The following is a 23,884-nucleotide window of genomic DNA, read 5'->3' on the forward strand; positions in this document are numbered from 1 at the left end:
CCTCCACCGCCATGGTCCCGTCCGGCCCGGCAGTCACGTCCGGGCCGGTTCGGCCTCGTCCAGGTGATCCTCCGCGGACAGCGCCAGCCACTGCTCGTCGTCCGGCCAGTCCGCGCCGGCGCCCAATGCCAGCCAGCGGGCGCCTACGTTGCCATGCAGCGCGTCGACCCGCCAGATCCGCAGCTCGTGCGCGCCTTCGGCCAGGCCGGTGAACCGCACGGTGACCAGGCGATCCAGCCCGGCCGTGCCGTCCACGTTGGACTGCCGACGGTGAGCAGCCCGAATCCGCCGTGCAGCAGCCGCGGCGGGCGGCCCAGCTCCTCGAAGTGGTCCGAGGCCACCCACGGCGCCAGGGCGTCGACCCGGCCGACCGCCGAGCACATCCCGCGCAGCAGAAAGGTCGCCGCGAAGACGGGTGTTGGTAAGAATGGCGGCACCAGGGGGCCAAGTAGCTGATCTTTACGAGCGGCCCGCGCTGGTCAGTGGTGGTTGAGCTGGTGTCCCGTTAGTACTGCAACGGCGGGTCGTGACTTATGGTGGTTCGAGTCGTTTGCGGTAGTGGGAGGCTTTCGCTTGAGCTTGCCGACGGCGGCGCCAGGTTGACCAGTGCAGCACGTGATCGGCCACGGTGCGTCCGATAAGGACGAGCTTGCCGAACAGGCGGCGGATTTCGTTGCTGCTCAGCGGTATCAGGCCGCCCTCGCTGGCGGTGCCGCCCCCTTTGCGGCTTCGATGGCGCGGGTGACGACGAGGAACGCGGCTGCGGCCATGGCCAGGGTGATGTGGGCGTACCAGGCGTCGTAGCGGCGCACCTGGTACTGATCCAGGCCAACCTCGTTCTTCGCGGTCTGGAACGCCTCCTCCACCGACCAACGGCTACCGGCGACCCGCACCAGTTCGCGTAGCCGGGTGCCGCGCGGGCCGAAGCAGACGTAATGAGCCGGACCTACACCGCTGAGCAGTACGAACGCTGGTTCGTCCGCGACTGTGTCCGCTGCGGCCGACGCAGTTCCACCGTTCGGTGGCCTGACGGCCAGGTCTGCCGCACCTGCCAAGATCGGGCGTTGCGGACCCAGGGCCGCTGCCCCGGCTGCAGTTACGACCGGCTCCTGGCCGGACGGCGGGCCGAGGACCGGGCTCTGATCTGCACCAGCTGCGCCGGATTCTCCATCTCGTATACCTGCGCCGAGTGCGGGCAAGAGGGCAAGCTGCACGCCGGCCGCCGCTGCGCCCGCTGCACGTTTACCCGGCGGATCGCCGAACTCCTCGACGACGGCACCGGCCGCATCCGCCCTGAACTGGCGCCCCTGGCCGAGCTGCTGACCAGCATGGACAACCCGCTCACCGGTCTGGCCTGGGTCTCCTCCCGGCACGGCGTCCCCGCTCCGGCTGCGGACCTGCTGCGAGGTCTGGGCCGCGGCGACATCGAACTTAACCATGACGCGTTCCACCGCTTGCAACCATGGCGAGCTGCCGCCCACATGCGGGAACTGCTCACGCAGTGCGGTGTCCTGCCCCCGATCGACAAGCAGATCCTGCTCTTCGAGAGATGGCTACTCGAGCACCTGGACACCATCACCGACACCGAACAGCGCCGGCTGCTGCGCCAATACGCCACCTGGCATCAACTACCCTGGCTGCGCCGCCGCGCCGAACGCGGGCCCGTGAGCCGCAGCACCCGCGGCGAACTCGGACAGCAGATCCTGCGGGCTGGCGACTTCCTCGCCGGAGTCTAGGAGCAGAGGCTCACCCTCGCCCGACTCCGGCAGCACGACCTGGACCGCTGGATCGTCACCCACCCGCCGCGTCACCGGCAGCTCCTCAAACCGTTCCTGACCTGGGCCGCCCACGCCGGGCACATGCCACGGCTGCACATCGCCGCGCACCGACCCGGCCAGCAATCGCCGATCACACAGCACCGGCGCATCGGACTACTCCGCAAGCTGATCACCGACGACACCGGCGAGCTCCGCGCCCGCGTCGCTGCAATCCTGCTGCTGCTCTACGCCCAACCGCTCGGCCGTATCCTGGGCCTCACCCTCGACGACATCGACACCACCGGCTCCGACGTCCTGCTCCGGTTGGGCGACCCGCCAACACCGGTCCCCGAACCCGTCGCCGACCTGCTATTGGCGCTACGTGACCAGCGCACCAACATGCGCACCGCCACCAACCGCAACGCCCGCTGGCTGTTCCCCGGACGCCGCGCCGGCCAGCCATTGACTACCCGCACGATCGGCCCGCTTATCCGCGACCTCGGCGTCCCCACCATTCCCGGCCGCCTGGCCGCACTGCACCAACTCGTCCTCCAAGCCCCGGCACCGGTCATCGCCCAAGCCCTCGGCTTTCACTACACCACTACCCAGCGCCACCACGCCGCGGCCGGTGGAACGTGGAACCGCTACACCGGCCGAGACGGGTAACCGATCTCCGCGAGATCCTCCCCGAGATCGCCCACCACAAGATCGGGATTCAAGCGGCGAACCAGGTCGTCGGTCAGCGGGTGCAGAGCGAAGATCTCGCCGACCGCTTCCACATCGACGGCCGTCTCGTAGTAGTCCTCTGCGAAGCGCTGGTACGCCACCGGGCTGCCTTCGACGAGAACCTGGAACAGCCTGTCAGCCCCATCGGGATCATCACCCGCGGGAAAGAACAGCTCCCCGGCATGCCACCGGTCATCGCCCTGCTGCCGCCACAGGCACACCGTCGCTTCCAGCGTGCCGTCGAAGCTGAACGCCGGCTCAGCGACACAACCCGAGAAGACCTCCGGCACCGCGTCGACCAGGCCCGGCCACAGCTCATCGTCGTTGTTGGCAGGACTCATCGGCGACTCGTGGTCGAAGCCCCAAATGAACGCGCCAGCCGACGAGAACACGATCGACCACGCGTCACCCGACCCGTTTCGCATCGACGCCATCTGCTCGCCCGGCGCCCACCGGGAATCGAACGAGTAGTACCGCGACTCCCACTCCGGACTCATGATCGCGTCCAACATCGCCAACGCTTGACACCGCTGGCGAAGCACCGCGATGTCTGGCAGGGCACTCGCTACGTCATGAACCGTCACCGGCACATCTAACCTCGACGAGCCTCTCGCACTGCTCCGACCCCAGCAATCTCACCAAGAGTCACCTCGGTCACGGCCACCCGCCGGAAATACCAGACAGTTTGATTACACGACCCTGCCAGTCGGGCAGGCCAGTTCGAGTGAAACTCCGAAGTTTTTGTCGTTATAGCATTATCAGTAATTCATTAATAGCTCAGACGGAGCCGGCTACAGACCATGCTGGCCAGCACCCCGCGCGCATCATAATGACAGTTAAGGTGCGCACTGATTCGCGGTGATGTAATCCCGGACCGACGCCATAGCGGGGTTAGACTCGCCGGCCATGGGACCGCTCATCTTCAGCCTCATCCTCACCCTGGACGGCTGCGTCGACCACCGGGAGGGGATCGCCGATGACGAGACGCACGCCTTCTTCACCCGTCTCATGGACGAGGGCGGGGCAATGCTGTGGGGTCGTGTCACCTACGAGATGATGGAGAGCTACTGGCCGGCCGTTGCCCGCGGCGACGAGGAGGCACCGCCGGCCATGCGCGAGTGGGCGGTCAAGCTGGAGGCCAAACCCAAGTACGTGGTGTCGTCCACGCGCAAGGACTTCCCGTGGGCCAACAGCCACCACATCGCCGGTGATCTGCGCGAGGGCGTGCAGAAGCTCAAGGACGCAACCCCGGCCGGGTCCTCCTCGGAAGCGGCAAGCTCGCCACCGAGCTCGACCGGCTGGACCTGATCGACGAGTACAAGATGCTCGTCCATCCCAGGATTGCCGGCCACGGCCCGACGCTGCACCAGGGCGGGCTACCCGGCACGCGCCAGCTCGAGCTGCTCTCAGTGGAGCCACTCCGCAACGGCACGGTGGCCATGCACTACCGCCGCGCACCTTGAACCACAGGAGTCCATCGCGGTCAGCGCACCGGCGGCCAGGCTCGGCCACCGGGTCCGCCCACGACGCGCCGTCGATCAGGTCAGGTCGGGTTGTCGGTCACCCGATAGCGCAGGTGAAGGACCCGGTCGCCCTGAATCGTCACGTCAGGATCCGCCAACAGGTGCTGCGCGTGGACCGAGCCGAAGAAGCGCTTGCCGGACCCGAACACGACGGGCACGACGTCCATGCGTACCTCGTCGACCAGGCCTGCGGCAAGCACCTGGCCACCGACGTCGCCAGCGGCGACCTCGACCATGCGGTCACCCGCAAGCTCCTGCGCCCTGGCCACGGCTGCCTCGACACCGTCGACGAAATGGAACGGCGCCTCGGGATCCCAGCCCTCGGGCTGCGGCCGGTGCGTCACGACGACCACGTGGTCGACCCCGCCGGGAGGCTTCCCGTCCCAGCCGTCCGTCATGTCGAAGACGTGGCGGCCGACGACGGTCACCCCCGATCTGGTCCCAGTACGCCCGGGTGTAGTCGTAGGACGTCTGCGACACCTTCACCTCGCCGCTGTCGTCCAACGGGACGTCACCGTTGGACAACCAGTCGAACAGCGGTCCGGGCTGGTCATTCTCGTCTGCGACGAAGCCGTCCACCGACACCGAGCCGTACATGACCACCTTGCCCACGGGGCGCTCCTCTGCTCTGGGTTGCGCCCAAACTAGCGTGTCGTGAGGGGCCGCTCTTGTACGAAATCAATCGGCCGGCAGCGGCCAGCCGTCCAGCGCGTGACCGGGATGTTCGCGCAGGAACCGTCGCCGGACCTCGACGTACCGGGTCGGCGTGAGCCCGGTGAACGCCCGGAACTCGTGGCCGAAATGGGCTTGGTCGAAGTAGCCCGCGCTACCGGCGAGATCGCTCCAGTCAATCGGTCCGGCGGGGTCGATCGAGAACACGGTGGCGGCGAAGCGGTAGGTACGGGCCAGCCGCTTCGGCGTGACGCCGATGAGCTCCTTGAACCGCTGTGCCAGATGAGTGCTGCTGACGCCTGCTGCCACGCTCAGGTCGCCGATCGCCACCGCACCGCCGGCCGCCGCAATGACGCCGCTCGTATGGCGGACCAGCCCCAGGCCGGCGGTCCCGCACAGCCGTCGCATCAGCTCCTCCTCGATCAGTGTCAGCATCTGGTGCGGTCCGTCCGCCGTGGCCAGCCGGTCTCGCAGCCCAGCAACTGCGGGCCGGCCCCACACCTGCTCCACCGTCACTGGTCGGTCACACAGCTCGGCCGCGGGCATCGGCAGGAACGGCGCCAGCCCCCACGGTCTGACGTGCACGCCGACGGACCGGGTCTGCGGCGGATAGCCGAACTCGTAGGCGCTGGTGGGCATGGTGACCACGCAGCCGTCGGCGTACTCGCCCGTCTCGATGTCGGTGCCCGCGCGGATGCGGAACGGCGCCCCGAGGTTGACGATGAGCAACCCCGACGGTCCCGGCGGCAACGTCAGCCGGGCGTACGGCGGCGCGCCCTCCAGGTAGTAGAGGTCGTCGATCAGCCCGTGCAGCGGCGGTCGCGGTGCTCTGGACACGTACTCCACGGCCACAGTATCGCCGGCATCGCGCGCCGTGATGCTCCAGGCCGGCCGGCGTCGGTCAGGACGATCTCCCACTCCACCGTGGCCCTGGCCGCCGCGCGGATTGGGCAGGAACACCGCGTAGCCGGCGGCGGCCAACCATTGCGCGCTGGGGAACCAGAACAACTGGCACCAGTCGGCGTAGCGATCGTACGGGCCGCCGAGCACGATCGTGATCAGCGAGAACGGACCGTCGGACGCGGTTCTGCCGACCGGGAGTACGAGCAAGCGGTCGCCCGGCGTGCCGCCGCAGCCTCGCCATCGACGTCGGCCAGCCACAGCTCGGTGTCGAGGTGGTCACCGACGCGGCTGGTGGAGGCCAGAACGTAGCAGATGGATTGGCCGTTCGGCGCCAGCGCCGGCGTGCGTGGGGTACGGCCATCAACGACGAGTTCGGCGGTCAGACCAGCCATGCGTTCAGTATCCCGATATCGACCCTGGGCCGTCGCCGGCGTGCTCTCCGTCGCCGAGGATTCGCCGCCCGTCGTTGGTTACCCCCAGGGAGGCGATCGGTGCCCAGGTGGCGAACAGCGAGCGGAAGTAGTCGCCGTACCTGTCCACGATAGAAGGATCCTGCTCGATGACGTCCAGTTCGTTGACGATGCTGAGATCCACGAAGGGTCGCAGTTGGTCGGGGCCCAGGCTCCACGTCTGTTCGGTGAAGCGGTCGACCACCTCACCCGTCGCCGCCAGGTTCCGCCAGGTCCGCCTGCGGTCACATGCCCCGTACAGGTAGACCAGGGCCTCGGCGTTGTCGCCGACGAGGTTGCGTAGCGTGGCTCGATCGGTCCGGTCGAGCAGTGTCACATCGAAGCCGTCCGTGCCGTATGCGGCATGCGTGAGACCGGCCAGTTGGGCGTCAACGCCGCATCCCAGCGCGGCGAGGCGGTCGTGCACCCGGCACAGGTGGGCGTAGAGCGTACCGCCGGGGTGCTGGATCTTTTCCGCGCCACGCTGCCGCAACCAGCGCCGCGCATCGGAGTCCACGCCCATGGTCCGACTCTACGCAAGCCGCGGCCGACAGACAGCCCCGGGTCGCGTCCGCGCCGCCCTACTCCGGCTCCCAGGCCATGAGCTGGTCGAACACCCGTCGGTCGCCGTCGAGACTGAGGGAGTCCACCGGAACGCGGCCGTAGAACGCCAGGACCAGATCACCGGCCGGCCCTCGGGCGGACGCGCCGGACGCGTCGTGACCCTTGTCGGTCGGGGGAGTGGGGAGGCGGGCGACCCGCGCGCCGTCGGGAGACAGCCGGAGGCGCCAGGATCGGCCCTCGGTGGTGTGGTAGTCGACGGTGGCGGGCTCGTGCGGCCAGGCGTCCGTCGTGGCGCAGCAGGTGGACAGGAACTCGTCGACCCCGTCCAGGGCGACCTCCTCCGGCAGCGGCTGCGGGGTGCCCACCGTGACCTGGGCGTCGTACGTGTGCACGGCGATCTCCTGGAGCTGGTGCCGGGCGACGGCGCCGCTGGTCCGCGGCGACTGGGACGTGCCCCACCAGGTCCAGCAGCCGCGATCCGGACCGGCCTCCCGCAACACGTCCAGGAGCTGCCGCGTCGACGCGGCCAACCAGGCCAGCAGGGCTTCACGACCCTGGGTCGGGTCGCTGTCCGACGCGGACGACCTGGTCGGGGGATCGGCGACAGGACCCGCGGCGACAGCGGCGGCCCAGAAGCGGCGCCCCTCGCCCATATGCCGTACCAGGTCGAGCAGCGTCCATTCGGGGCAGGTCGGCACCCGCGCGTCGAGGTCGGGGGCGGCGGCGACCGCAGTCTGGAATGCGGTCGACCGTTCGTCGATCAGCCGCAGCAACTCGGGGAACTCCAGAGTCTCTGTCACCGACGCTGTCTACCACCGGACCCCGACAACTGACAGCGATTTGACCTTTCGTCCGCCGCGTGCCCGGGTCACGGCGGCCGCCTCCCGCTGTCGCCATCGTCGCTGCGCCATACGCCACCCGTCGGTCCGCCGTCGCGCGCCTCCCGGGCGTGCGACCGGGGCCGCACCTGGCCGTCGCTGACCGGCACCGCCACGGTGCACGACCGGCTCACCGGCCAGTCCCGGCGCCTGGGCGCTCACCCGACGCAGAACTCGTTGCCCTCAGCATCGTGCAGGGTCACCCCGTGATGATCCGTACCGCGAAGGTGGCCAGCGCGAGCGGAAGCAGTGGCCGCACCGGTGGGTGCCGGGACACATGAGGCCCCGGCTGGCCGGCGTGGGTGCGACTCAAGCGTGGTCTCCTGCCTCCTGGGACAGGCTGAACTCCACGCCTTGATCATCGGTGCAATGGGCGTACGCGCCGGATGGGATCGTCATCGGGTCCTCTGCCGTGCCGCCCAGCTCGCGTACCCGCGCGACAGCGGCGTTGATGTCATCGACGGCGAAGTAGATCCGCGGGTGGCGCGACGAGTCGTCGTGTGGGGCGCCGCCCATCGGCTCGGGCCCCTGGATCATCGAGTAGCCGGGAAAGTTGCCCTCGTGGAACGTCCAGTCGAACAGCGAGCCCCAGAACCGCCGGGTCGCGACGATGTCGCTGCTCGGTAGCTCGAAGTACGTGACGTTTCCGGTCATGGTCGTGTCCTCTCATGTCAGCTTGCTGACATCCACCGTATGTCAGAATGCTGACATGGAGCAAGAGCCAGTCGGGGATCTGGAGCTGTCGGTGGGCTACGTCCTCAAACAGGTGCACGCCTCGATGCGAACCGCGATGGACGAAGCTCTGCGGCCGCTGGACCTGTCTGTCCCGCAGTACGCGTGCCTCGAACTGCTCGGCCAGGCCCCGGGACTGTCCAACGCGGAACTCGCCCGCCGCGCCTTCGTCACCCGCCAATCGATGAACCTGGTCCTCCGCCGGCTCCAGGACCGCGGCCTGCTCACCCGCCCCGACCAGGCACCCCATGGACGGGCGCTGCCAACCGAACTCACCTGGCACGGCCAGACGGTGCTGCGCCGGGCAAGCGTGGCCGTCCGCAGCGTCGAAAAGCGGCTGTTCTCCCCGCTGTCCCGGGAGCAGCAGCTGCGGCTACGTCAGGATCTCGCCGCGTGCCTGGCCTCCTTCCCCGCCGGCTAGGCACGCACCAGGCTGGCGGGACAGGCCCTTGACGGCGGACAGCACGCGGCCACTGTGGGAGGGGACGGACATCCTCCGTCTCAGCGCAGCCGTGCCGCCTCGTGCAGATGATCGAAGATGATCCGGTCGACGGGGGAGACCCGGTCACGGTCGGCATGGGTGAGCCAGACCATCTCCGCGATCTCGCTGCTGGGCCGCAGGATGCCTCGGTAGTCGGCGGTGTAGCAGCTCATGCGGACCATTGTCCCGTCGGGGTGGCCGTGGGCCTGGGCCTGGAAGGTGCCGGCGGGCCGGGCGGTGTCGGCGACGATGTCGACGCTGAGTTCTTCGCGGATCTCGCGGATCAGGGTGTCGATGTCGCTCTCGCCGGTTTCCCGCTTGCCGCCGGGGATGTAGTAGACGTCTTTACCGCGGGATCTGGAACTGAGGATCGCGCCGCCTTCCAGGCGGATCCAGGCGACCTTGTCGATGACGGTCATGATCCGCACCCGCCGACCACTATGGATCCCACGATACCCGTCACAGCCGCCGGACCCGCAGGACGCAGGTCAGCATCGGGAGGACGAACTCGCCGGCCGCGGTCTCGGGTCGGCTCGCGAGGTAGCCACGGATCCGGCCGAGTGTCGCCTGTCGTTCCTGTTCCGTCATGACCAGCATGCCCGCCCTCGTGGCGAGGGTGGCGACGAGGGAGTCCGCGGTGCGCCGCTGCCCATGCGGGAACTCGGCCTGCTCCGGCGAGCCGAACCGGGCCGCTCCGCCGGTCCGGGGAAGGTGCATGGTGGCCGTCTCGAGACGCCAGCTGGCGGGCGTGTCACGCGGGCCGACGGCCGCGCTTCCGCTGACCCGCGCCAGACCGGCGACCCAGTCGACCCGGTCGTCCAGGACGTTCCACAGACCGGCCAGGACGCCGCCGGAGCCGAGCACCCTGGCGATCTCGGGCCCGGCGACGGCCATGTCGAACCAGTGCATGGCGTTGCCGGCCAGCACGGCGTCGACGGACGCGTCCGGCAGCGGGATCGACTCGGCGCTGCCCGGCAGTGCCGGAACGTCGGGCAAGGCGCGGCGCAGCTCGGTCAGCATCCCCGGGTCGGGCTCGACCGCGGTGACGTGGGCACCCGCCGCGACGAGCGTGGCGGTCAGCTTGCCGGTCCCGGCGCCGAGGTCGAGCACCCGCGGGGCGGGCGCCGACCCGAGCGCCCACCGCACCGCGGCCCGCGCGTAGTCCGGACGATGCTCGGCGTACGCGACCGCCGCCGCACCGAAGGACGAGGCGTGCCGGTGTCGTTCGTCCTGATCCACCCGATCACCATAGCCGGACACGGCCCTCGCGGCGGGACCGCGGCCCTGCCGGCAACGGATCCGGGTCAGGTCCGGCGCCACCACCGCCACCGCCATCAGCGAGACTGATGCCGTGTCGCCGCATCCCGAGAACCTTCCCGACGTCCTGGCTGTGCCGCCCGTTCCGGTTCCGCCGGACGTGACGCTTCGGCCACCCGGATCCAAGAGCATCACCAACCGGGCGCTGCTGTGTGCCGCGCTCGCCGACGGGCGGAGCCGGCTCTCGGGGACCCTGTTCGCCGATGACACGTACGCGATGGTGGGCGCCGTGTCGGCGCTCGGCGCCGATGTCACGGTCGACGAATCGTCGGGCGTCGTGACCGTGACGGGCGTTGACCCGCGCCGGTCCACGGAGCCGGCCCGGGTCGACGCCCGGCAGTCCGGGACCACCTCCCGGTTCGTGCTGCCCGCCGCGGCGCTGCGGCCGGGTCGGACCGTTGTCGACGGCAGCGATCAGTTACGGGCCCGCCCGTTCGGGCCGCTGATCGAGGCGCTACGCGGGTTGGGTGCGCGGGTCGAGGACGCGGCGCATCGTGGACACCTGCCGGTGACGGTCACCGGGCCACTCAACGGCGGTCCGGTCCGGCTCCCGGGGCACCTGTCCAGCCAGTTCCTGTCCGGGGTGTTGATGGCGGGGCCGCTGATGCGGGACGGCCTGAGCGTGGAGCTGACATCCCCGTTGGTGTCGGTGCCGTACGTGACGATGACGACGGCGGTCATGGCGGCGTTCGGCGTACCCGTGGCGGATCTGGGGGTGCGGCCGGGCCGGTACCGGCCCGTCGACTACGCGATCGAGCCGGACGCCAGCGCCGCGTCCTACTTCCTCGCCGCCGCGGCGGTGACCGGCGGGCGGGTGACCGTCGACGGGTTGGGCACGGGCAGCATCCAGGGCGACGTCGCCTTCGCCGACCTGCTGGAACGGATGGGCGCGCGGGTGGAACGCACCGCCGACTCGCTGACGGTGCGCGGCGGCGGGGTGCTGCGCGGCATCGACGTCGACATGGCCGACATCTCCGACACCGCGCAGACCCTGGCCGCGGTGGCCGTGTTCGCTGACGGCCCGACGCGGGTACGGGGCATCGGTTTCATCCGGGGTAAGGAGACCAACCGGATCGCCGCGATCGTGACCGAGTTGCGCCGGGCCGGCATCGACGCGGTCGAACACGAGGACGGGTTCACCGTCCGTCCGGGCGTCCCGAGGCCCACCAGGTTCGCTACCTATGACGACCACCGGATGGCCATGAGCCTGTCGCTGCTTGGCCTGCGCAGTGCCGGTATCGAGATCGCCGACCCGGGTTGCGTCGCCAAGACGTACCCCGGGTTCTTCCGGGATCTGGCCCGGCTGCGGTAGCCGGGCCAGATCCCGATCCCTGCCTCAGGCTCCGGTGCGGAACGAGTCGAGGACGGACAGGTAGTGGGTGTTGTACATGACGCCGAGGATGTTGCCGAACGGGTCGACCACGGACGCGGTGATGAACCCGGGACCCCGCTCGACCGGCTTGTCGTGCGGGGTGGCGCCCCTGGACAGCAGCCGCGCGACGCTGGCCTCGACATCGTCGACGTACCAGTAGGTGATGGCACCGCCGGGGCGCTCCGCGGGCCCGGACGGATCGAAGCGGCGGTCGAGTAGGCCGAACTCGTGCTGGTAGTCGCCGATGCGGAACTCGACGTACGCGGGTGGGCCGTCGACCGGGCGGACGAAGTACGGCTCGACCCCGAACAGTTCCGTGTACCAGCGCACGGCTGCCGGCACGTCGTCGGCGAAGTAGACGGCGGTGGTGAGTCCTCGCAACATGATCTGCTCCTCGTCAGGTGGGGTTACGAGAACCATCCTGCGACCTAAAGTGCTCACCTTTTGAGCACTTTGTTTGGCAGGCTGGGGACATGCGCGCCGACCGTCTTGTCGCCGTCCTTCTGCTCCTGCAGGCGCGGGGGCGGGTGACCGCCGCCGACCTGGCCACGGAACTGGAGGTTTCGGTGGCCACCGCCCGGCGCGATCTGGAGGCTCTCTCGGCGGCCGGCGTACCCGTGTATCCGCAGGCGGGCCGGGGCGGCGGCTGGTCCCTGGTGGGTGGTGCCCGGACCGACCTGACTGGCTTGTCGGCGCCCGAGGCGCAGGCCCTGTTCCTGCTCGCCGGGCCGGTCACCGCCGGATCGGCGGCGGCCCGTTCGGCGCTGCGCAAGCTGGTGCGCGCCCTGCCGCAGCCGTTCCGGCTCGACGCCGAGTCCGCCGCCGAGGCAACCATGATCGATCCCGTCGGTTGGGGGGAACGGGATCGGCAGCGGCCACCGCTTGTCGAGCTGTTGCAGGCGGCCGTCGTACGGCGCCGGAAGGTCCGGCTGGCCTACACGGGGCGGGGCGGGGAACGTAGCGAACGGTTGATCGACCCGTGGGGGCTGGTCGACAAGGACGAGGTCTGGTACCTCGTCGCCGGCACCGACCGGGGCCAACGTACCTTCCGCGTCGACCGGATCGTCGGGGTCGAGGTCGTCGACGAGCTGGCGCAGCGGCCCCCGGACGGGGTCACCCTCGACAGCGCCTGGCGACAGGTCGTCACGGAGGTGGAGCGACGTCGGTCCCGCACCTGGGCGACCGTGCTGGTCGAGGCCCGGCACGTGGGGGTGTTGCGGAACCAGTTCGGCCGGCACTGTTCCGAGCCCGAGGACGTCGGAGACGGTCGGGTACGGGTGCGGGTCGGCGCGCCCACGCCGTTGGACATCGCCCGGCACCTCGCGGGGTGGGGCGCCATGGCGGAGGTGCCGGAACCGCCGTCCGTCCGCGCCGAACTGGCCCGCCTCGGTGCCGAGATCGTGGGACGCTACGGCCCGGTCGCGGACCAACAGCCGAGGCGCTCCACTCCCGGTTAGGTCGCCTACGTCGGCGGGGTCGCCAGGATGGTGTCGATGCCGCGCGCGAACAGGTCGTCGTCGTTCCACCGCGCGTCGTCGAGGTGTCCGGAGGCCACCAGGGTGGGGTAGGCGGTCGGGTCCGCCGTGATGTGGCGTCGGGCCGCTCCCGCTTGCGGACCCGAGGCCTGCCGCCAGGTGGCCTCGGTCAGCGCGGCGCCGATCACGTAGTTGGCCACCAGTCGGGTGACGACGGCCAGGTGGGCCCCCGTGAAACCGCCGCGCACGAGCGCCGCTTGCAGGAACTCGGTGCGGGTCAGGACGTTGGGCCCCAGCATCGGACGACCGACCAGGCCCGGCGCCCAGGGATGGCGCAGCATCGTCGCCCGCCACCGGCGTGCCAACGTTCGCACGTCGTCCCGCCAGTCGCCGTCGGCGGCAGGCAGTCGGACCTCACCGAAGATCTCGTCGACGGCCAGGTCGAGGACGTCGTCCCTGGTGCGTACGTGCCAGTAGAGCGCGGTGGGGGTGACCGTGAGGCGCTGCGCTAGGTTCCGCATGGTCAGCCCGTCGGCGCCGTGGTCGTCGAGCAGCGCCACGGCCGCCTCGACGATGCGCTCCCGGGTCAGTGGGGCGGCCCGGCGGGCCCGGTCGGGATCCGGCCGGAGCCAGACGGTGCCGGGGTCGCGCGGGTTCCGGGTCTGCTTGTCGCCGACGGCCATGCCGGCGACTTTATAACATTGCTCGACAAATCTAACGTTGTTAAGTTGAGGTCGGAGACACGGAAGGACCCAGCGGGGAAGGACGCCACCGACCCATGCCACTCATGCGGATACAGCTCGACTGCGACAAGCGCGTCGCCCGCCGGGTGCTCGACCTCCACCAGGCCGGGAAGGTGCATCGCGAGTCCCGCGACGCCGCCCGGGACGAGGTCTGGCGGCGCGGGCGCACCCCGGCCGCGGAACCCGTCTTCGTCGGCGTCACCAACGGCGAGCCGGTGCGGCTCATCTACGACGTCGAGGTCCACCTGGACACGACGCGATGAGCCTCGGGACGAGCGTCAGTCCATCATGGCCAGCAGCTTCTCCACCGTGTTCCAGTTGCGCACGGTGGCCGACGGCCCGCCCTTGACCTTGCCGAGGGCGGTCAGAACCGGGCTGTCGCGCTGCCCGTGCGGGCACCAGGCATACACCTCGGCCCCGTCGACGACATACCGGTCGTCGCCGAGGTCGATGTCCGTCAGCACCGCCTCGACGGGTGCTGCCGCCGGTTCCGCCAGGAACACCACCACATACTTCGCGCCGTCGGTGGCCACCCCACCCAGGGGGTTCAACGCGGCGATCCGGGCCAGGTCGGCGCGGCTGCGCACGATCGTGTCCACAGCGAACCCGAACCGCTTCTCGATGATCCGCTCAATCGACCGGGCCAGCTTGTCGGTCGGTTCGTCCGCGTCCAGCACCACGTTGCCGCTCTGCAGCAGGGTCGCCACGTTCTGGTAGCCGCCCTCGGTCAGGGCCGCGCGCAGATCCGCCATGCCGACGCGACGGGCCTTGCCCAGGTTGATCCCACGCAGCAGCGCCGCGTACCGGGTCGTCGTCATGCCGCCGAGCGTAGCCACGGTGGCGGTAGCGCGGAGGTACGCCAGGCAGACGGCGCACGGCCCATGCGCGTGTCATCCCGGCGCCGCGCTGACCTCGCGACGTGCCAGCCGCCGGTCAGATCGGCGACCGTGTGCTGTCGGCCGCATACTCTCCGTGCCTAGGCTGCGGGCCGACGTGACCGCTGGCGAGGGGAGTACCAGAAATGATGCGAACGGCGATGTCGCTGGTCCTGGCCGCGACCATGGCGGTAGCCGGGGCGCCCGTACCCGCGGTCGCCGCCGGACCGCCGGTCCGCTGCGGCGACACGATAACCGAGAGCGTCACCCTCAGCGCCAACCTGCGGTGCGCGGGCGACGCCCTGATCGTCGGCGCCAGCGGCGTCACCATCGACCTGAACGGGTACGCGATCGTCGGTGACCCCGGTGGACGGGCGATCACGGTCGCCGGCGACCAGACCCTGTCCGGCGTCACGGTCCGCGACGGCACCGTCCGGGGGTTCCCGGGCGGAATTCTGCTGCAGGACGTCGCGACCATCGCCCTGACCGGTGTCCGGCTGGTCGACACGAACCTGGAGGCGACCCAGTTCTCCGGGGTGTCGATAAGCGACAGCGCGCTCACCCGGTCGGGCGTCGGCACCTCGTACGGGCAGGGGTTGACGCTGACCGAGGTCCGGATGACCGGCGGTTACCTGTCGGCGATCAGCGTCCAGGGCGTGTCGACCGTGAACAGCGTGCTGGTCGGCAGCCGGATCGGCGGCGTCGAGTTCTACTCGTTCGAGCTGGCCCGCAGCCGGTTGACCGACACGGCGATCGACGTCACCGAGGCCGGTGATTACACGATCCACGACAACGTGTTCTCCGGTGCCGGTGTCTACGGGTTGCTGGCCGACGGGCTGCGGATCGAGAACAACCTGTTCCGGGACATGCGGGTCGGCGTCCGGTTGGAGTCCGACGGTCGAGGGTTGCTGGTGCGTGACAACCGCTTCGTGAACACCGGGGTGGGGGTGCGGGTATCCACCTTCTACCTGGCCCAGGTGGCTGACCTGACGATCACCGACAACGAGTTCGTCCGCAACGGCTCGGCCGGCGTGTTCATCGAGGCCGCCGACCCGCTCGCCGGACCGGACGACGAGTTCGTGATTTCCGGCAACGTGTTCCGCCACAACGGCTACGCCGGCACCGAGGTGGACGGCGACGGCCGGCGCATCGACGACGGGCTGCACCTGTCCGTACCGGTGGACAGCCCGCTCGTGGTCGCGGGCAACCAGACGTACCACAACGCGGACCACGGGATCGAGGCGTTGCCGGTCGGCAGCGTGCGCGACGGCGGCGGCAACGTCTCGCGCGGGGACCCGAACGGCTGCGCCGGCGTGGTGTGCGCGTACCGCTGAGGTGGTGTCACCGGCGGGTCGTCCCGGCGTTCGCCACGACCGTGTCCGGGTGCTGGTGGCCGGGTCGCGGGCCCCGGTCCCGGCCGCCGGGCGGGCCCGCGGCGAGCAGGTACGAGCAGACCAGGAACAGAGCGCCGAGCAACGGGATCAGGCGGGCATCCGCCGCCGCGAGCACGAGTCCGCCGAGTGCCCCGGCCACGCTCGTGCCGAGGTAGAGACCGGCGACGTTCAACGCGAGCGCGGGCATCGCCGCGGCCGGACCGACCGCCACGAACATGCTGCCCTGCACCGGGGGAGTCAGCCCCCAGGCGAACATCGACCAGAGTGCGACCAGCACCAGCAGCATCACCAACCCGGGCGGGCCACCCACGCCGAGAAACCCGGCTCCGGCGATCACCAGCAGGGCCAGCGCGTGGCCCCCGAGGACGAGCCGCAGGCTGAACCGCGCACCGAGCCGGTCGACCGCCCGCCCGGACAGGAGGGCACCGGTCAGGCCGGCCACCCCGGCCACCAGCAGCACCACGGACAGGGGACGACCCGCGCCGGTTCGTGCCACGTACACGCCCAGGTAGGTGTAGAACATCAGGCCACCACCGGCGGCCAGGAACGTCACCGCCACCAGTCGCAACGCCGCCCGGGACCGCAGCGGAGCAAGTCGTTGCCCCAACGTGGCCGGCGGCGCCTCCCCGGGCAGCGTGGGCACCGTCATCAGCAACCCGATCGCGGTAACCGTGCCGACGGCTGCGATCAGCCAGAACGTCGCGCGCCAGCCGACCAGGTCGCCCAGAACGGTGCCCACCGGGACCCCGGTGAACAGTGCGACGGTCATGCCGGCCGTGGTCACCGCGAGATAGCGACCCTGCTGGCCGGGCGGTGCCCCGGCGGCCGCGGTGCCGAACGCCGCCGACGTGATCACCGCGGCGGCCAGGGCCGCGCCGACCCGGGCCGCCAGCAGCACCCCGAAGCTCGGAGCGATCGCCGACGCCACGTTGGCCAGGACGAAAACAGCCAGGCCGCAGACCAGTACGGTCCGTCTCGGCCACCGGGCGACAACCACGGCGAGGGTGGGTGCGCCCACCGCGTACGCCAACGCGAACACGGTGACCAACTGGCCGACGACCGAGGGGCTGAGTCGCAGATCGGTGGCGATCCGGGGCAGCACGCCGGCGATGACGAACTCGTCGGTCGCGGTGGTCAACAGGGCCAGGAACAACACGTACAGCCAGCCCGGCACGCGGGGTCCACGCATCGTGTCACTACCTCCTCGACGGTTGACCGCACGGTAGGTGGTGACACCGGTGTCACGGTCAAGCGTTCGAGCGCAACGACTCCGCGAAGTCGTCGGTATCGGCCGTGGTGGCGCGAAGGCGGGCGAGGCGGGCGGCCAGCTCCGCGCGGTATCGGCTCAACTCGGCCGCCTGTGCGTCGACCTGGGCGAGCCTCCGCTGGTACATCTCCACCGACCCGGCCAGCGGGCGGTCACAGGCCAGGAACTCGGCTGTCTTCATGTCCAGGCACGGGGCGACGTGCCGGATGTCGTCCACGACCAGGCCCGCCCGCAGCAGTTCCCGGACGTTGAGCACCCGGTGGACGGCCTGTTCGTCGTACTCCCGCCAGCCCTTGCTCGTCCGTCGCGCCGTCAGCAGCCCTTGCTGCTCGTAGTGGCGGATGGATCGGCGACTGGCGCCGGTGCGTTCGGACAGCTCACCGATGAGCACGGGTCACATCCCTTCCCGATTGTCGTGACGCCACGGATCGTCGCACGATCCGTGGCGTCACGACCGGGGATGGTCAGGCCCTCGCGGTGGCGGGAACCTCGTCAGGCGCTCGCGGTGGCGGCGGACCGGGCAGGACCGTCGGGCACGCTGGCCGGCTGGCGCAGGGTCAGGTACGCGACGACGAACGCGGCGACAAGTAATCCCGTACCCACGGCGAAGGCCAGCCGGTAGCCCTCGGTCAGCGCCGCCGCCTCGGTCACGCCCGCGGCGCGCAGCCGGTCGGTGCGGGCGGCGGCCAGGGTGGCCAGCACCGCGACGCCGAGCGCCATGCCGACCTGTTGGGTGGTGTTGAACAGGCCGGAGGCCAGGCCCGCGTCGTCCGCCTTCGCCCCGGACATGCCGAGCGCGGTCAGCGCCGGCAGGGCCAGTCCGAACCCGGCGACGAGCAGCATCACCGGCAGGAGGTCGGTGACGTAGTCGGCGCGCACCGGAAGCCGGGCGAGCAGGCCGAGTGCTCCCATGAGCAGCACCAGACCGGCGAGCAGGACGGCGCGCTCGCCGAACCGGGCGTTCAGTCGGGCGGACACGCCGAGCGAGACCACGGCGATGGCAAGCGCGGCGGGCAGCATCGCCAGTCCGGTGCCGGTGGCGCCGTACCCCAGGACCTGCTGCAGGTAGAGCGCGACCAGGACCTGGAACGAGAAGCACGCGGCGAGCAGCAGAACCTGCACCAGGTTGGCCCCGGCGACGGCGCGGACGCGGAAGATCCGCAGCGGCATGAGCGGGGTACGCGCGGTGGCCTGGCGCGCGACGAACCCGACGAGCAGGGCGGCGGCGAGGCCGCCGAGACCGAGGGTGACCGCCGACGGGGCGTCTTCGATGGTGACCACCGCAAGGATGCCGGTCACCAGGCCGGCGGTGACCAGCGCCGCGCCCGGCACGTCGGCGCCGGCGGCCAACCCGACGCCCCGGTCGGCGGGCACCGCGTACCCGGCGAGGACGAGCGCGGCCAGCCCGATCGGCAGGTTGATGTAGAAGATCCAGTTCCAGGTGAGGGCGTCGGTGAGGATGCCGCCGAGCACCTGGCCGATGGAGGCGCCGGCGGCTCCGGTGAAGCTGAACACCGCGATGGCGCGTCCCCGGTCTCGGGGCTCGGTGAACAGCGTGACCAGGATGCCGAGGCTGACGGCGGTGGCCAGGGCGGCGCCTACGCCCTGCAGGAACCGGGCGAGGAGCAGGATGGCCGGCGTGGTGGCGGCCCCGGCCAGCAGCGAGGCGGCGGTGAAGACCGCGACGCCGGCCAGGAACAGCCTCTTGCGCCCGAGCAGGTCGCCGAGCCGGCCGGCGAGCAGCAGCAGGCTGCCGAATGCGATCAGGTACGCGTTGACCACCCAGCTCAGGCCGGTGGGGGAGAAGCCGAGGTCGGTCTGGATGGTCGGCATCGCCACGGTCACGATGCTGCCGTCGAGGATGGTCATCAACATGCTGGTGGCGAGTACGGCCAGCGCGAGCCAGCGCGAGCGGGGAGTGGGCATCACGGTCCTCCTGTTGATCCGACAGGAGGACCGTAGTAGATAGTTTTGTTACAGACAATCTGCCTGTGACCCACCTCTCCGTCGACTCGGCTCGCGCGCCTGCTCAGCGCTCCCGCTGGCGTGCCCGGCGGACCGGCCGCGGCGGCTCTACCGGCTCCGCGAGGTGTCCACTGACCAGCCGGTTCATCGCCGACAGGAACACCTCGCGCTCGTCGGCGGGAAGTGCCGCCAGGGCCTCGGCGTGCACCCGGTCGACGATCCGCTGGCTGCGCGCGGCCACCTCGGCGCCCTTCCCGGTGACCGCGATGATCCGCGCCCGCCGGTCGGTGCTGGACGGACGACGCTCCGCCAGCCCGGCCCGCTCCAACGCGTCCACGGTGACGACCATCGTGGTCTTGTCCATGTCGCCGATCTCCGCGAGCTGGATCTGGGTGCGTTCCTCCTGCTGGGCGTGCACCAGCACGCAGTGCATCCGGGCGGTGAGGCCGATCTCGGCGAGAGCCGTCGCCATCCGGGTGCGTAGCACGTGGCTGGTGTGGTCGAGCAGGTACGACAGGTCCGGCTGGCTGGTGCGGGGGGCCAGGGCGGTCATGGGTCCCAGCGTACCGATTGGTCCGTGACAGATCATCCGACGACGATCGATGCCGTTCGGTCGCCTAAGTAACCCCAATGGGGGTATGATGGGTGCATGCCAAAAATCAACGTATACCTCCCCGACGATCTCGCCGAGGCCGTGAAGGAGGCCGGCGTTCCCGTCTCGGCGGTGTGCCAACGGGCCCTGGAGCAGGCGGTCCGCCGGATCACCGCGATCCGGCAGACGGCGGCCGGCAGCCTCGGGGTCGAGGACCTGGCGGACCGGCTGCCGGCGTTCACCGAACGCGCCCTGACCAGCGTCCAGTTGGCGATCGAACGAGCCCGCACCGACGCCGGCGAACGCCCGCCCGTCGTCGGCACCGGACACCTCCTCGGCGGCCTGATCGCCGAGGGCGGCAACCTGGCCCTGCACGTCCTGCGTGCCATCGACATCGATCCGGCCCAGGTGACGAGGGAACTCGCCCGACACCCGGCCGACGCGGAAGCCGCCGGCTCGGGCGCGGGGTTCAGCACCACGGCCGCCGCCGCCCTGGAACTCACCGTCGCCGAGGCGACCTCGCTCGGGCACAACTACATCGGCTGCGAACACCTGCTGCTGGGTTTGGTCGGTGAGCCGGACGGCGTCGCCGGGCAGGTGCTGCGGGCGCTCGGCGCCGAGCCGCGGCTGACCCGGCGTGCCGTGTCCGCCGCCCTCGCCGGATACGTGCACCTGCGCGCCACCACGGCACCCGCCGGTGGCACGACCGTCTCCACCGATCCGATGGCCGCCCTCGCCACGGCCGTGCAGCGCCAACTCCAGCCGCTCGTGGACCGGATCGAGCGCCTGGAGCGGCGCCTCCACCCGGGTGCGGACCGGGCAGCCTCGGACGACGCCCGATGACCAGCGTGGCCCTCCCGCGCGTCGGCCGGACGGTCATCCGGGTACGGCGGTCGGCGTACCCGCTGCCGGGCCGGCGGTTCCGGACGGCACTGGCGGCGCTTGTCGTCTTCCTCGCGGCGATCTGGCCGCTGCTGGCGCCGTGACGACGAACTCACCGGGGCCGTACGCCGAAGCTGGCGGTCGCAGACCTGCTGGCCGGCATCGCGGCGCGCACCGGGTGCGGCTGCGCCACCTCGGTCCGTGCGCCGGTGGCGCTTCAGTAGCCGGTCGGCGGCCGGGGTGTGTAGGGAGCGGTGAGCATGATCTGCTCCTGAGTGCTGAGCGTGACCTTGGTAGCCGCTGCGGCGTCGTCAAGGTGGTGGGGCGCGGTCGCACCCACGACGGGTGCCGCCACCACCGGGTTACCCAATATCCAGGCGAGCGCGACCTGGGCCATGGTGATGCCACGACGGTCCGCGACGACCTGCACAGCGTCGATGATGGGGCGGTCGACGCCGTCGAAGAACTGCCGTCCGATCCGGTCGTTCGTCGAACGCGACGTCTGCTGCCCGTACGGGCGGGCCAGGCGGCCTGAGGCGAGCGGGCACCAGGTCAGGCTGGACACCCCCTGGTCGGCGAGCAGCCCGAACATTTCCCGCTCCTCCTCGCGCTGAACGAGGCTGTACTGGTTCTGCATCGACACGAAGGGGGTCCAGGAATGCATGTCAGCAGCGTGTTGCATCTTGGCGAACCGCCAGGCAGCCATCGATGAGGCACCGAGGAAACGAGCCTTGCCGGCGGTGACGACATCGTGCAGGGCCTCCATCGTCTCCTCGACAGGAGTCAGCGGATCGAAGCGGTGGACCTGGTACACGTCCACGTAGTCGGTGCCGAGCCGGTGCAGCGAGGCATCGATCTGTTGCGTGATCGATTGACGGGACAGGCCGGACCCGGCGGGCCCCTCGTGCATCGGCAAGCCGACCTTTGTCGCGATGATCACCTCCTCGCGTCGGGTGTAGCGGCGAACGGCACGGCCGAGGATCTCCTCAGACGTGCCGTGCCCGTATACGTTCGCGGTGTCCCACAGGGTGATACCCAACTCGACCGCCCGCCGGAAGATCGGTTGCGCGGCGTCCTCGCCCAGCGTCCAGGGGTGCCTGTGGGTGGGCTGCGCGAAACCCATGCAGCCGAGCGCGATCCGGCTCACCCGTGGGCCCGAGACGCCAAGCGTTGTGTGATCCATCGGTGCTCACGCCCCACCCGGGTACGGTGCGGCGGTCCGGGCGGCCCGCAGGGCCCGCGCCCACCAGCCGAGCTGTTCCAGCAGCGTCTTGGCGTAGCCGGCCGCCGCGGCGTCGACCGGTGTGCCGTCCTGCCAGGCGGTGAAGTAGTTGGGGAAGGCCAGTCCGTCGCGGATGGTCACCGCGTGCAGTTCGGTGAGCACGTTCTCCAGGTGCAGCACGGCGTGCCGGCCACCGGCCGCGCCGCCGTAGCTGACGAACGCCACGGGTTTGGCGGTCCACTGGGTGAAGTGCCAGTCGATGAGCGCTTTCAGAGCCGCGGGATAGCTGTGGTTGTACTCGGGCGTGACCATGACGAACGCGTCGGCCTCCGCCAACTTCATGGTGACTTCCTTCATGCCTGCCGGGCGCGGGTAGTCGTCACCGGCGAACTTCGGGGGCGCGGCGGGTAGCGCCAGCGGGATGTCCACGTCGGCCAGGTCGACGACGTCCATGTCGAATCCGCCGTGCGCCCGGATCTGAGCCGCCAGCCAGGCGGCGACGACCGGCCCGAACCGGCCCTCCCGCACGCTGCCGATGATGACCACGAGTTTGCTCTTGTCGCTCATGCCGTAGACGATCTGCCGGTCCCGACTCGGTAGCCAGACCGGGCGCAGGCTGGCCCGCACAGGGCCAGCCTGCGCCCCACCGACAGCCGGCAGCGCACCGTAAACTCGTATCATGGGTACGCCGCTGGGGACCTTTCTCCGGGCCAAACGTGACAGCCTCCGACCCGAGGATCTGGGGCTGGCGGAGCACCAGAGACGACGTGCGCCGGGGCTACGCCGTTCGGAGTTGGCCAGTCGAGCCGGAATCAGTGTCGAATACCTCACCAGGATCGAACAGGGCCGCGACCGCAACCCGTCCCGTTCCATCGTCAACGCCCTCGCCGACGCGCTGCAGCTCGATGCCGCCGAACGCACTTATCTCGACTACCTCGCCAAGATCAGCGGAGATGCGTGCGCCCGGCACGACCGTCCGGCGCCGCCCGAGCGCACGGTGCGACCGGCTGTCCACCAGATCCTCCAGCTTCTGGAGCCCGGCATCGCCTTCGTCACCAACCGGCTCGGTGACATCCTGGCCCATACCAACGGATTTTCCACGGTCATGCGTGACACCGGTCTGCTGAGCACCGACCAACCCAACCTGACCCGATATGTCTTCACGCACCCCCGGGCCAGGACCATCCTCATCGACTGGGACCAGATCGCCGACGAGCAGGTCTTCAACCTGTGGCTGGGGCCGTCCACCGAGACCTTCGAATGGTTCACGGCCGAGTTCGCGGCTGTTGCCGGCGCCGAGTTCACCCGGCGCCTGCACCGTCACATTCCTCCGACCAGAACACCGCTGAGGATGGCGCACCCCCAGGGTTACCAGCTGCGGTGGGATCGGGAGATGCTGGAGCTTCCCGCCCCAGACGCCCAACAGTTGATCATCCTCCTACCCGCCGACGATGCGACCGCCACCGCGGTCGATCACCTGGGCCGACACTCGCACCGCGCCACCCTCCGCGCAGTCTGACACCCGTCGTCGTATCGCAGCAGGTCGGCGCCGTCGGCACGTGTCGCCTTCACCGGCGGAACACGCTCGTCGGCGGGCTGGCGGCGTCAGCCTTCCGGGTGTCCGCCGTAAACGCGGATCTTGTACTCGGTGGTCTCCAGCGCCAGGCCCAGCTCACGGATCTGCCGCGTGATTCGGTCGCGCTGGTCGAGCATGATGCGGCGGCGTTCCGGGATGGTGCTCGGGCCCTGCTCGACGAGCAGGATGTAGCGCTTGAGGTCGGTCATGGTCATGCCGGACAGGCGCATCCGGGTGAGGAAGACGAGACGGCGCAGGTCGGACGCGGAGTACTCGCGGTACCCGGAGGCGTTGCGCGCGGGTCGCACGAGTCCCTCCTGCTCGTAGTACCGGAGGGTGTGCGTCGACAGGCCGACAAGCCGGGCCGCCTCGGCGACACTGGTGGGCATCGCCGAGGCCTCGATCGTGGCGTCATCGAGCAGCTCGTGCAGCGCATCGATCGCCGACCATGATGATCCCTCGCTGGCAGCGAGGATGCGTTCGACCAACGCCTCAGTGGCCATCACCCCAGCGTACGGC

General features: G+C 70.3%; 29 protein-coding genes and 4 pseudogenes. 11 read left to right on the top strand and 22 right to left on the bottom strand.

Annotated features, from left to right (window positions below):
• Positions 1–33: 33 nt before the first annotated feature.
• Together ACFQUZ_RS09440 and ACFQUZ_RS09445 are read right to left on the bottom strand one after the other, a co-directional pair.
• Positions 34–255, bottom strand: coding sequence for a hypothetical protein (locus ACFQUZ_RS09440; protein WP_377440272.1), 222 nt, complete (start codon positions 253–255; stop codon positions 34–36).
• Positions 256–689: 434 nt separating this feature from the next.
• Positions 690–941: pseudogene (locus tag ACFQUZ_RS09445) on the bottom strand (IS701 family transposase); the annotation flags it as partial.
• Here ACFQUZ_RS09445 and ACFQUZ_RS09450 point away from each other — a divergent pair.
• Both ACFQUZ_RS09450 and ACFQUZ_RS09455 read left to right on the top strand, forming a co-directional pair.
• Positions 936–1,736 carry a hypothetical protein gene (locus ACFQUZ_RS09450; RefSeq protein WP_377440721.1) on the top strand — a complete coding sequence of 267 codons (801 nt, stop codon included), beginning with the start codon at positions 936–938 and terminating at the stop codon, positions 1,734–1,736. The pseudogene ACFQUZ_RS09445 and the gene ACFQUZ_RS09450 overlap by 6 nt on opposite strands.
• A gap of 123 nt (positions 1,737–1,859) precedes the next feature.
• Complete coding sequence (locus ACFQUZ_RS09455) at positions 1,860–2,423, top strand: hypothetical protein (RefSeq protein ID WP_377440275.1); 564 nt, start codon at positions 1,860–1,862, stop codon at positions 2,421–2,423.
• Here the strand turns inward: ACFQUZ_RS09455 and ACFQUZ_RS09460 are convergent.
• Entirely contained in the window at positions 2,402–3,073 is a 672-nt protein-coding gene (locus ACFQUZ_RS09460; protein WP_377440277.1) for a hypothetical protein, read from the bottom strand. The genes ACFQUZ_RS09455 and ACFQUZ_RS09460 overlap by 22 nt on opposite strands.
• 316 nt (positions 3,074–3,389) lie before the next feature.
• Between ACFQUZ_RS09460 and ACFQUZ_RS09465 the strand changes: the two are divergent.
• Positions 3,390–3,946 (top strand): annotated as a pseudogene (locus ACFQUZ_RS09465) (dihydrofolate reductase family protein).
• Between the two features lie 80 nt (positions 3,947–4,026).
• On the opposite strand, the pseudogene ACFQUZ_RS09470 reads toward ACFQUZ_RS09465, so the two are convergent.
• From ACFQUZ_RS09470 to ACFQUZ_RS09500, 7 genes and pseudogenes are all read right to left on the bottom strand, one after another.
• Positions 4,027–4,618, bottom strand: a pseudogene (locus ACFQUZ_RS09470) (dihydrofolate reductase family protein).
• Between the two features lie 66 nt (positions 4,619–4,684).
• Complete coding sequence (locus ACFQUZ_RS09475; RefSeq protein ID WP_377440702.1) at positions 4,685–5,596, bottom strand: helix-turn-helix domain-containing protein; 912 nt, start codon at positions 5,594–5,596, stop codon at positions 4,685–4,687.
• 3 nt (positions 5,597–5,599) lie between these two features.
• Positions 5,600–5,797, bottom strand: a pseudogene (locus ACFQUZ_RS09480) (alpha/beta hydrolase family protein); the annotation flags it as partial.
• Complete coding sequence (locus ACFQUZ_RS09485) at positions 5,737–5,973, bottom strand: hypothetical protein (protein ID WP_377440723.1); 237 nt, start codon at positions 5,971–5,973, stop codon at positions 5,737–5,739. The pseudogene ACFQUZ_RS09480 and the gene ACFQUZ_RS09485, both read right to left, overlap by 61 nt.
• 4 nt (positions 5,974–5,977) lie before the next feature.
• Entirely contained in the window at positions 5,978–6,553 is a 576-nt protein-coding gene (locus tag ACFQUZ_RS09490) for a DUF6817 domain-containing protein (RefSeq protein WP_377440280.1), read from the bottom strand.
• Positions 6,554–6,611: 58 nt separating this feature from the next.
• Entirely contained in the window at positions 6,612–7,394 is a 783-nt protein-coding gene (locus ACFQUZ_RS09495; RefSeq protein WP_377440282.1) for a maleylpyruvate isomerase family mycothiol-dependent enzyme, read from the bottom strand.
• A gap of 387 nt (positions 7,395–7,781) precedes the next feature.
• Complete coding sequence (locus ACFQUZ_RS09500; protein WP_377440284.1) at positions 7,782–8,126, bottom strand: VOC family protein; 345 nt, start codon at positions 8,124–8,126, stop codon at positions 7,782–7,784.
• Positions 8,127–8,181: 55 nt separating this feature from the next.
• Here ACFQUZ_RS09500 and ACFQUZ_RS09505 point away from each other — a divergent pair, with 55 nt between their 5' ends.
• On the top strand, positions 8,182–8,625 hold the full coding sequence (locus tag ACFQUZ_RS09505; RefSeq protein WP_377440287.1) for a MarR family winged helix-turn-helix transcriptional regulator: 444 nt from the start codon (positions 8,182–8,184) through the stop codon (positions 8,623–8,625).
• A gap of 80 nt (positions 8,626–8,705) precedes the next feature.
• Here the strand turns inward: ACFQUZ_RS09505 and ACFQUZ_RS09510 are convergent, their stop codons facing one another.
• Together ACFQUZ_RS09510 and ACFQUZ_RS09515 are read right to left on the bottom strand one after the other, a co-directional pair.
• Positions 8,706–9,104 (bottom strand): NUDIX domain-containing protein, encoded by a 399-nt coding sequence (locus tag ACFQUZ_RS09510; RefSeq protein WP_377440289.1) that lies wholly within the window; start codon positions 9,102–9,104, stop codon positions 8,706–8,708.
• Between the two features lie 40 nt (positions 9,105–9,144).
• Positions 9,145–9,924 carry a class I SAM-dependent methyltransferase gene (locus ACFQUZ_RS09515; protein WP_377440292.1) on the bottom strand — a complete coding sequence of 260 codons (780 nt, stop codon included), beginning with the start codon at positions 9,922–9,924 and terminating at the stop codon, positions 9,145–9,147.
• Positions 9,925–10,036: 112 nt separating this feature from the next.
• Between ACFQUZ_RS09515 and aroA the strand changes: the two genes are divergently transcribed.
• Positions 10,037–11,314 carry a 3-phosphoshikimate 1-carboxyvinyltransferase gene (aroA, locus tag ACFQUZ_RS09520; protein ID WP_377440295.1) on the top strand — a complete coding sequence of 426 codons (1,278 nt, stop codon included), beginning with the start codon at positions 10,037–10,039 and terminating at the stop codon, positions 11,312–11,314.
• 24 nt (positions 11,315–11,338) lie between these two features.
• On the opposite strand, the gene ACFQUZ_RS09525 is transcribed toward aroA, so the two are convergent.
• Positions 11,339–11,794: a VOC family protein gene (locus ACFQUZ_RS09525; RefSeq protein ID WP_377440297.1), complete on the bottom strand. Its 456-nt coding sequence runs from the start codon at positions 11,792–11,794 to the stop codon at positions 11,339–11,341.
• Between the two features lie 53 nt (positions 11,795–11,847).
• Here ACFQUZ_RS09525 and ACFQUZ_RS09530 point away from each other — a divergent pair, with 53 nt between their 5' ends.
• Positions 11,848–12,831, top strand: a complete 984-nt coding sequence (locus ACFQUZ_RS09530; protein WP_377440299.1) for a helix-turn-helix transcriptional regulator — start codon at positions 11,848–11,850, stop codon at positions 12,829–12,831.
• Positions 12,832–12,836: 5 nt separating this feature from the next.
• On the opposite strand, the gene ACFQUZ_RS09535 is transcribed toward ACFQUZ_RS09530, so the two are convergent.
• The gene (locus tag ACFQUZ_RS09535) at positions 12,837–13,532 is read right to left on the bottom strand and encodes a TetR/AcrR family transcriptional regulator C-terminal domain-containing protein (RefSeq protein WP_377440301.1); all 696 of its coding nucleotides are present in this window, start codon (positions 13,530–13,532) and stop codon (positions 12,837–12,839) included.
• A 95-nt stretch (positions 13,533–13,627) separates the two neighbouring features.
• Between ACFQUZ_RS09535 and ACFQUZ_RS09540 the strand changes: the two genes are divergently transcribed.
• Entirely contained in the window at positions 13,628–13,855 is a 228-nt protein-coding gene (locus ACFQUZ_RS09540) for a hypothetical protein (protein WP_377440303.1), read from the top strand.
• 15 nt (positions 13,856–13,870) lie between these two features.
• On the opposite strand, the gene ACFQUZ_RS09545 is transcribed toward ACFQUZ_RS09540, so the two are convergent.
• Positions 13,871–14,410: a DUF1697 domain-containing protein gene (locus ACFQUZ_RS09545; RefSeq protein ID WP_377440305.1), complete on the bottom strand. Its 540-nt coding sequence runs from the start codon at positions 14,408–14,410 to the stop codon at positions 13,871–13,873.
• A 203-nt stretch (positions 14,411–14,613) separates the two neighbouring features.
• Here ACFQUZ_RS09545 and ACFQUZ_RS09550 point away from each other — a divergent pair, with 203 nt between their 5' ends.
• Positions 14,614–15,801 (top strand): right-handed parallel beta-helix repeat-containing protein, encoded by a 1,188-nt coding sequence (locus ACFQUZ_RS09550; RefSeq protein ID WP_377440307.1) that lies wholly within the window; start codon positions 14,614–14,616, stop codon positions 15,799–15,801.
• Between the two features lie 7 nt (positions 15,802–15,808).
• On the opposite strand, the gene ACFQUZ_RS09555 is transcribed toward ACFQUZ_RS09550, so the two are convergent.
• From ACFQUZ_RS09555 to ACFQUZ_RS09570, 4 genes are all read right to left on the bottom strand, one after another.
• Positions 15,809–17,050 carry an MFS transporter gene (locus tag ACFQUZ_RS09555; protein WP_377440309.1) on the bottom strand — a complete coding sequence of 414 codons (1,242 nt, stop codon included), beginning with the start codon at positions 17,048–17,050 and terminating at the stop codon, positions 15,809–15,811.
• A gap of 58 nt (positions 17,051–17,108) precedes the next feature.
• Positions 17,109–17,519: a MerR family transcriptional regulator gene (locus ACFQUZ_RS09560; RefSeq protein WP_377440312.1), complete on the bottom strand. Its 411-nt coding sequence runs from the start codon at positions 17,517–17,519 to the stop codon at positions 17,109–17,111.
• A gap of 101 nt (positions 17,520–17,620) precedes the next feature.
• Positions 17,621–19,054 (bottom strand): MFS transporter, encoded by a 1,434-nt coding sequence (locus ACFQUZ_RS09565; RefSeq protein WP_377440314.1) that lies wholly within the window; start codon positions 19,052–19,054, stop codon positions 17,621–17,623.
• Positions 19,055–19,157: 103 nt separating this feature from the next.
• Positions 19,158–19,646 (bottom strand): MarR family winged helix-turn-helix transcriptional regulator, encoded by a 489-nt coding sequence (locus ACFQUZ_RS09570; RefSeq protein WP_377440316.1) that lies wholly within the window; start codon positions 19,644–19,646, stop codon positions 19,158–19,160.
• Positions 19,647–19,742: 96 nt separating this feature from the next.
• On the opposite strand from ACFQUZ_RS09570, the gene ACFQUZ_RS09575 reads away from it, so the two are divergent.
• The gene (locus ACFQUZ_RS09575; RefSeq protein ID WP_377440318.1) at positions 19,743–20,528 is read left to right on the top strand and encodes a Clp protease N-terminal domain-containing protein; all 786 of its coding nucleotides are present in this window, start codon (positions 19,743–19,745) and stop codon (positions 20,526–20,528) included.
• A complete protein-coding gene (locus tag ACFQUZ_RS09580; protein WP_377440320.1) occupies positions 20,525–20,671 on the top strand; it encodes a hypothetical protein in 147 nt (48 codons plus the stop codon). Before ACFQUZ_RS09575 ends, ACFQUZ_RS09580 begins: the two co-directional genes overlap by 4 nt.
• Positions 20,672–20,784: 113 nt before the next feature.
• Here ACFQUZ_RS09580 and ACFQUZ_RS09585 read toward each other — a convergent pair whose 3' ends face one another.
• Positions 20,785–21,750 carry an aldo/keto reductase gene (locus ACFQUZ_RS09585; RefSeq protein WP_377440323.1) on the bottom strand — a complete coding sequence of 322 codons (966 nt, stop codon included), beginning with the start codon at positions 21,748–21,750 and terminating at the stop codon, positions 20,785–20,787.
• 6 nt (positions 21,751–21,756) lie between these two features.
• Positions 21,757–22,356 (bottom strand): NADPH-dependent FMN reductase, encoded by a 600-nt coding sequence (locus ACFQUZ_RS09590; RefSeq protein ID WP_377440324.1) that lies wholly within the window; start codon positions 22,354–22,356, stop codon positions 21,757–21,759.
• A gap of 112 nt (positions 22,357–22,468) precedes the next feature.
• Between ACFQUZ_RS09590 and ACFQUZ_RS09595 the strand changes: the two genes are divergently transcribed.
• A complete protein-coding gene (locus ACFQUZ_RS09595; protein WP_377440326.1) occupies positions 22,469–23,308 on the top strand; it encodes a helix-turn-helix domain-containing protein in 840 nt (279 codons plus the stop codon).
• An 86-nt stretch (positions 23,309–23,394) separates the two neighbouring features.
• Here ACFQUZ_RS09595 and ACFQUZ_RS09600 read toward each other — a convergent pair whose 3' ends face one another.
• Positions 23,395–23,868, bottom strand: a complete 474-nt coding sequence (locus ACFQUZ_RS09600) for a MerR family transcriptional regulator (RefSeq protein WP_377440328.1) — start codon at positions 23,866–23,868, stop codon at positions 23,395–23,397.
• Between the last annotated feature and the right edge of the window lie 16 nt (positions 23,869–23,884).

This window comes from Plantactinospora sp. GCM10030261 (genome assembly GCF_042666615.1).
Classification (GTDB): Bacteria; Actinomycetota; Actinomycetes; order Mycobacteriales; family Micromonosporaceae; genus KBS50.

What these genes read in the sequence shown, in the direction of transcription:
- ACFQUZ_RS09455 (WP_377440275.1), top strand. Translation starts at nt 1,860, where the DNA reads ATGCCACGGCTGCACATCGCCGCGCACCGACCCGGCCAGCAATCGCCG.
- ACFQUZ_RS09540 (WP_377440303.1), top strand. Translation starts at nt 13,628, where the DNA reads ATGCCACTCATGCGGATACAGCTCGACTGCGACAAGCGCGTCGCCCGC.
- ACFQUZ_RS09545 (WP_377440305.1), bottom strand. Translation starts at nt 14,410, where the DNA reads ATGACGACGACCCGGTACGCGGCGCTGCTGCGTGGGATCAACCTGGGC.
- ACFQUZ_RS09600 (WP_377440328.1), bottom strand. Translation starts at nt 23,868, where the DNA reads ATGGCCACTGAGGCGTTGGTCGAACGCATCCTCGCTGCCAGCGAGGGA.
- ACFQUZ_RS09575 (WP_377440318.1), top strand. Translation starts at nt 19,743, where the DNA reads ATGCCAAAAATCAACGTATACCTCCCCGACGATCTCGCCGAGGCCGTG.
- ACFQUZ_RS09500 (WP_377440284.1), bottom strand. Translation starts at nt 8,126, where the DNA reads ATGACCGGAAACGTCACGTACTTCGAGCTACCGAGCAGCGACATCGTC.
- ACFQUZ_RS09580 (WP_377440320.1), top strand. Translation starts at nt 20,525, where the DNA reads ATGACCAGCGTGGCCCTCCCGCGCGTCGGCCGGACGGTCATCCGGGTA.
- ACFQUZ_RS09590 (WP_377440324.1), bottom strand. Translation starts at nt 22,356, where the DNA reads ATGAGCGACAAGAGCAAACTCGTGGTCATCATCGGCAGCGTGCGGGAG.
- ACFQUZ_RS09490 (WP_377440280.1), bottom strand. Translation starts at nt 6,553, where the DNA reads ATGGGCGTGGACTCCGATGCGCGGCGCTGGTTGCGGCAGCGTGGCGCG.
- ACFQUZ_RS09510 (WP_377440289.1), bottom strand. Translation starts at nt 9,104, where the DNA reads ATGACCGTCATCGACAAGGTCGCCTGGATCCGCCTGGAAGGCGGCGCG.
- ACFQUZ_RS09565 (WP_377440314.1), bottom strand. Translation starts at nt 19,054, where the DNA reads ATGCCCACTCCCCGCTCGCGCTGGCTCGCGCTGGCCGTACTCGCCACC.
- ACFQUZ_RS09450 (WP_377440721.1), top strand. Translation starts at nt 936, where the DNA reads ATGAGCCGGACCTACACCGCTGAGCAGTACGAACGCTGGTTCGTCCGC.
- ACFQUZ_RS09530 (WP_377440299.1), top strand. Translation starts at nt 11,848, where the DNA reads ATGCGCGCCGACCGTCTTGTCGCCGTCCTTCTGCTCCTGCAGGCGCGG.
- ACFQUZ_RS09485 (WP_377440723.1), bottom strand. Translation starts at nt 5,973, where the DNA reads ATGGCTGGTCTGACCGCCGAACTCGTCGTTGATGGCCGTACCCCACGC.
- ACFQUZ_RS09570 (WP_377440316.1), bottom strand. Translation starts at nt 19,646, where the DNA reads ATGACCGCCCTGGCCCCCCGCACCAGCCAGCCGGACCTGTCGTACCTG.
- ACFQUZ_RS09505 (WP_377440287.1), top strand. Translation starts at nt 8,182, where the DNA reads ATGGAGCAAGAGCCAGTCGGGGATCTGGAGCTGTCGGTGGGCTACGTC.
- ACFQUZ_RS09595 (WP_377440326.1), top strand. Translation starts at nt 22,469, where the DNA reads ATGGGTACGCCGCTGGGGACCTTTCTCCGGGCCAAACGTGACAGCCTC.
- ACFQUZ_RS09550 (WP_377440307.1), top strand. Translation starts at nt 14,614, where the DNA reads ATGATGCGAACGGCGATGTCGCTGGTCCTGGCCGCGACCATGGCGGTA.
- ACFQUZ_RS09525 (WP_377440297.1), bottom strand. Translation starts at nt 11,794, where the DNA reads ATGGTTCTCGTAACCCCACCTGACGAGGAGCAGATCATGTTGCGAGGA.
- ACFQUZ_RS09535 (WP_377440301.1), bottom strand. Translation starts at nt 13,532, where the DNA reads ATGGCCGTCGGCGACAAGCAGACCCGGAACCCGCGCGACCCCGGCACC.
- ACFQUZ_RS09585 (WP_377440323.1), bottom strand. Translation starts at nt 21,750, where the DNA reads ATGGATCACACAACGCTTGGCGTCTCGGGCCCACGGGTGAGCCGGATC.
- ACFQUZ_RS09555 (WP_377440309.1), bottom strand. Translation starts at nt 17,050, where the DNA reads ATGCGTGGACCCCGCGTGCCGGGCTGGCTGTACGTGTTGTTCCTGGCC.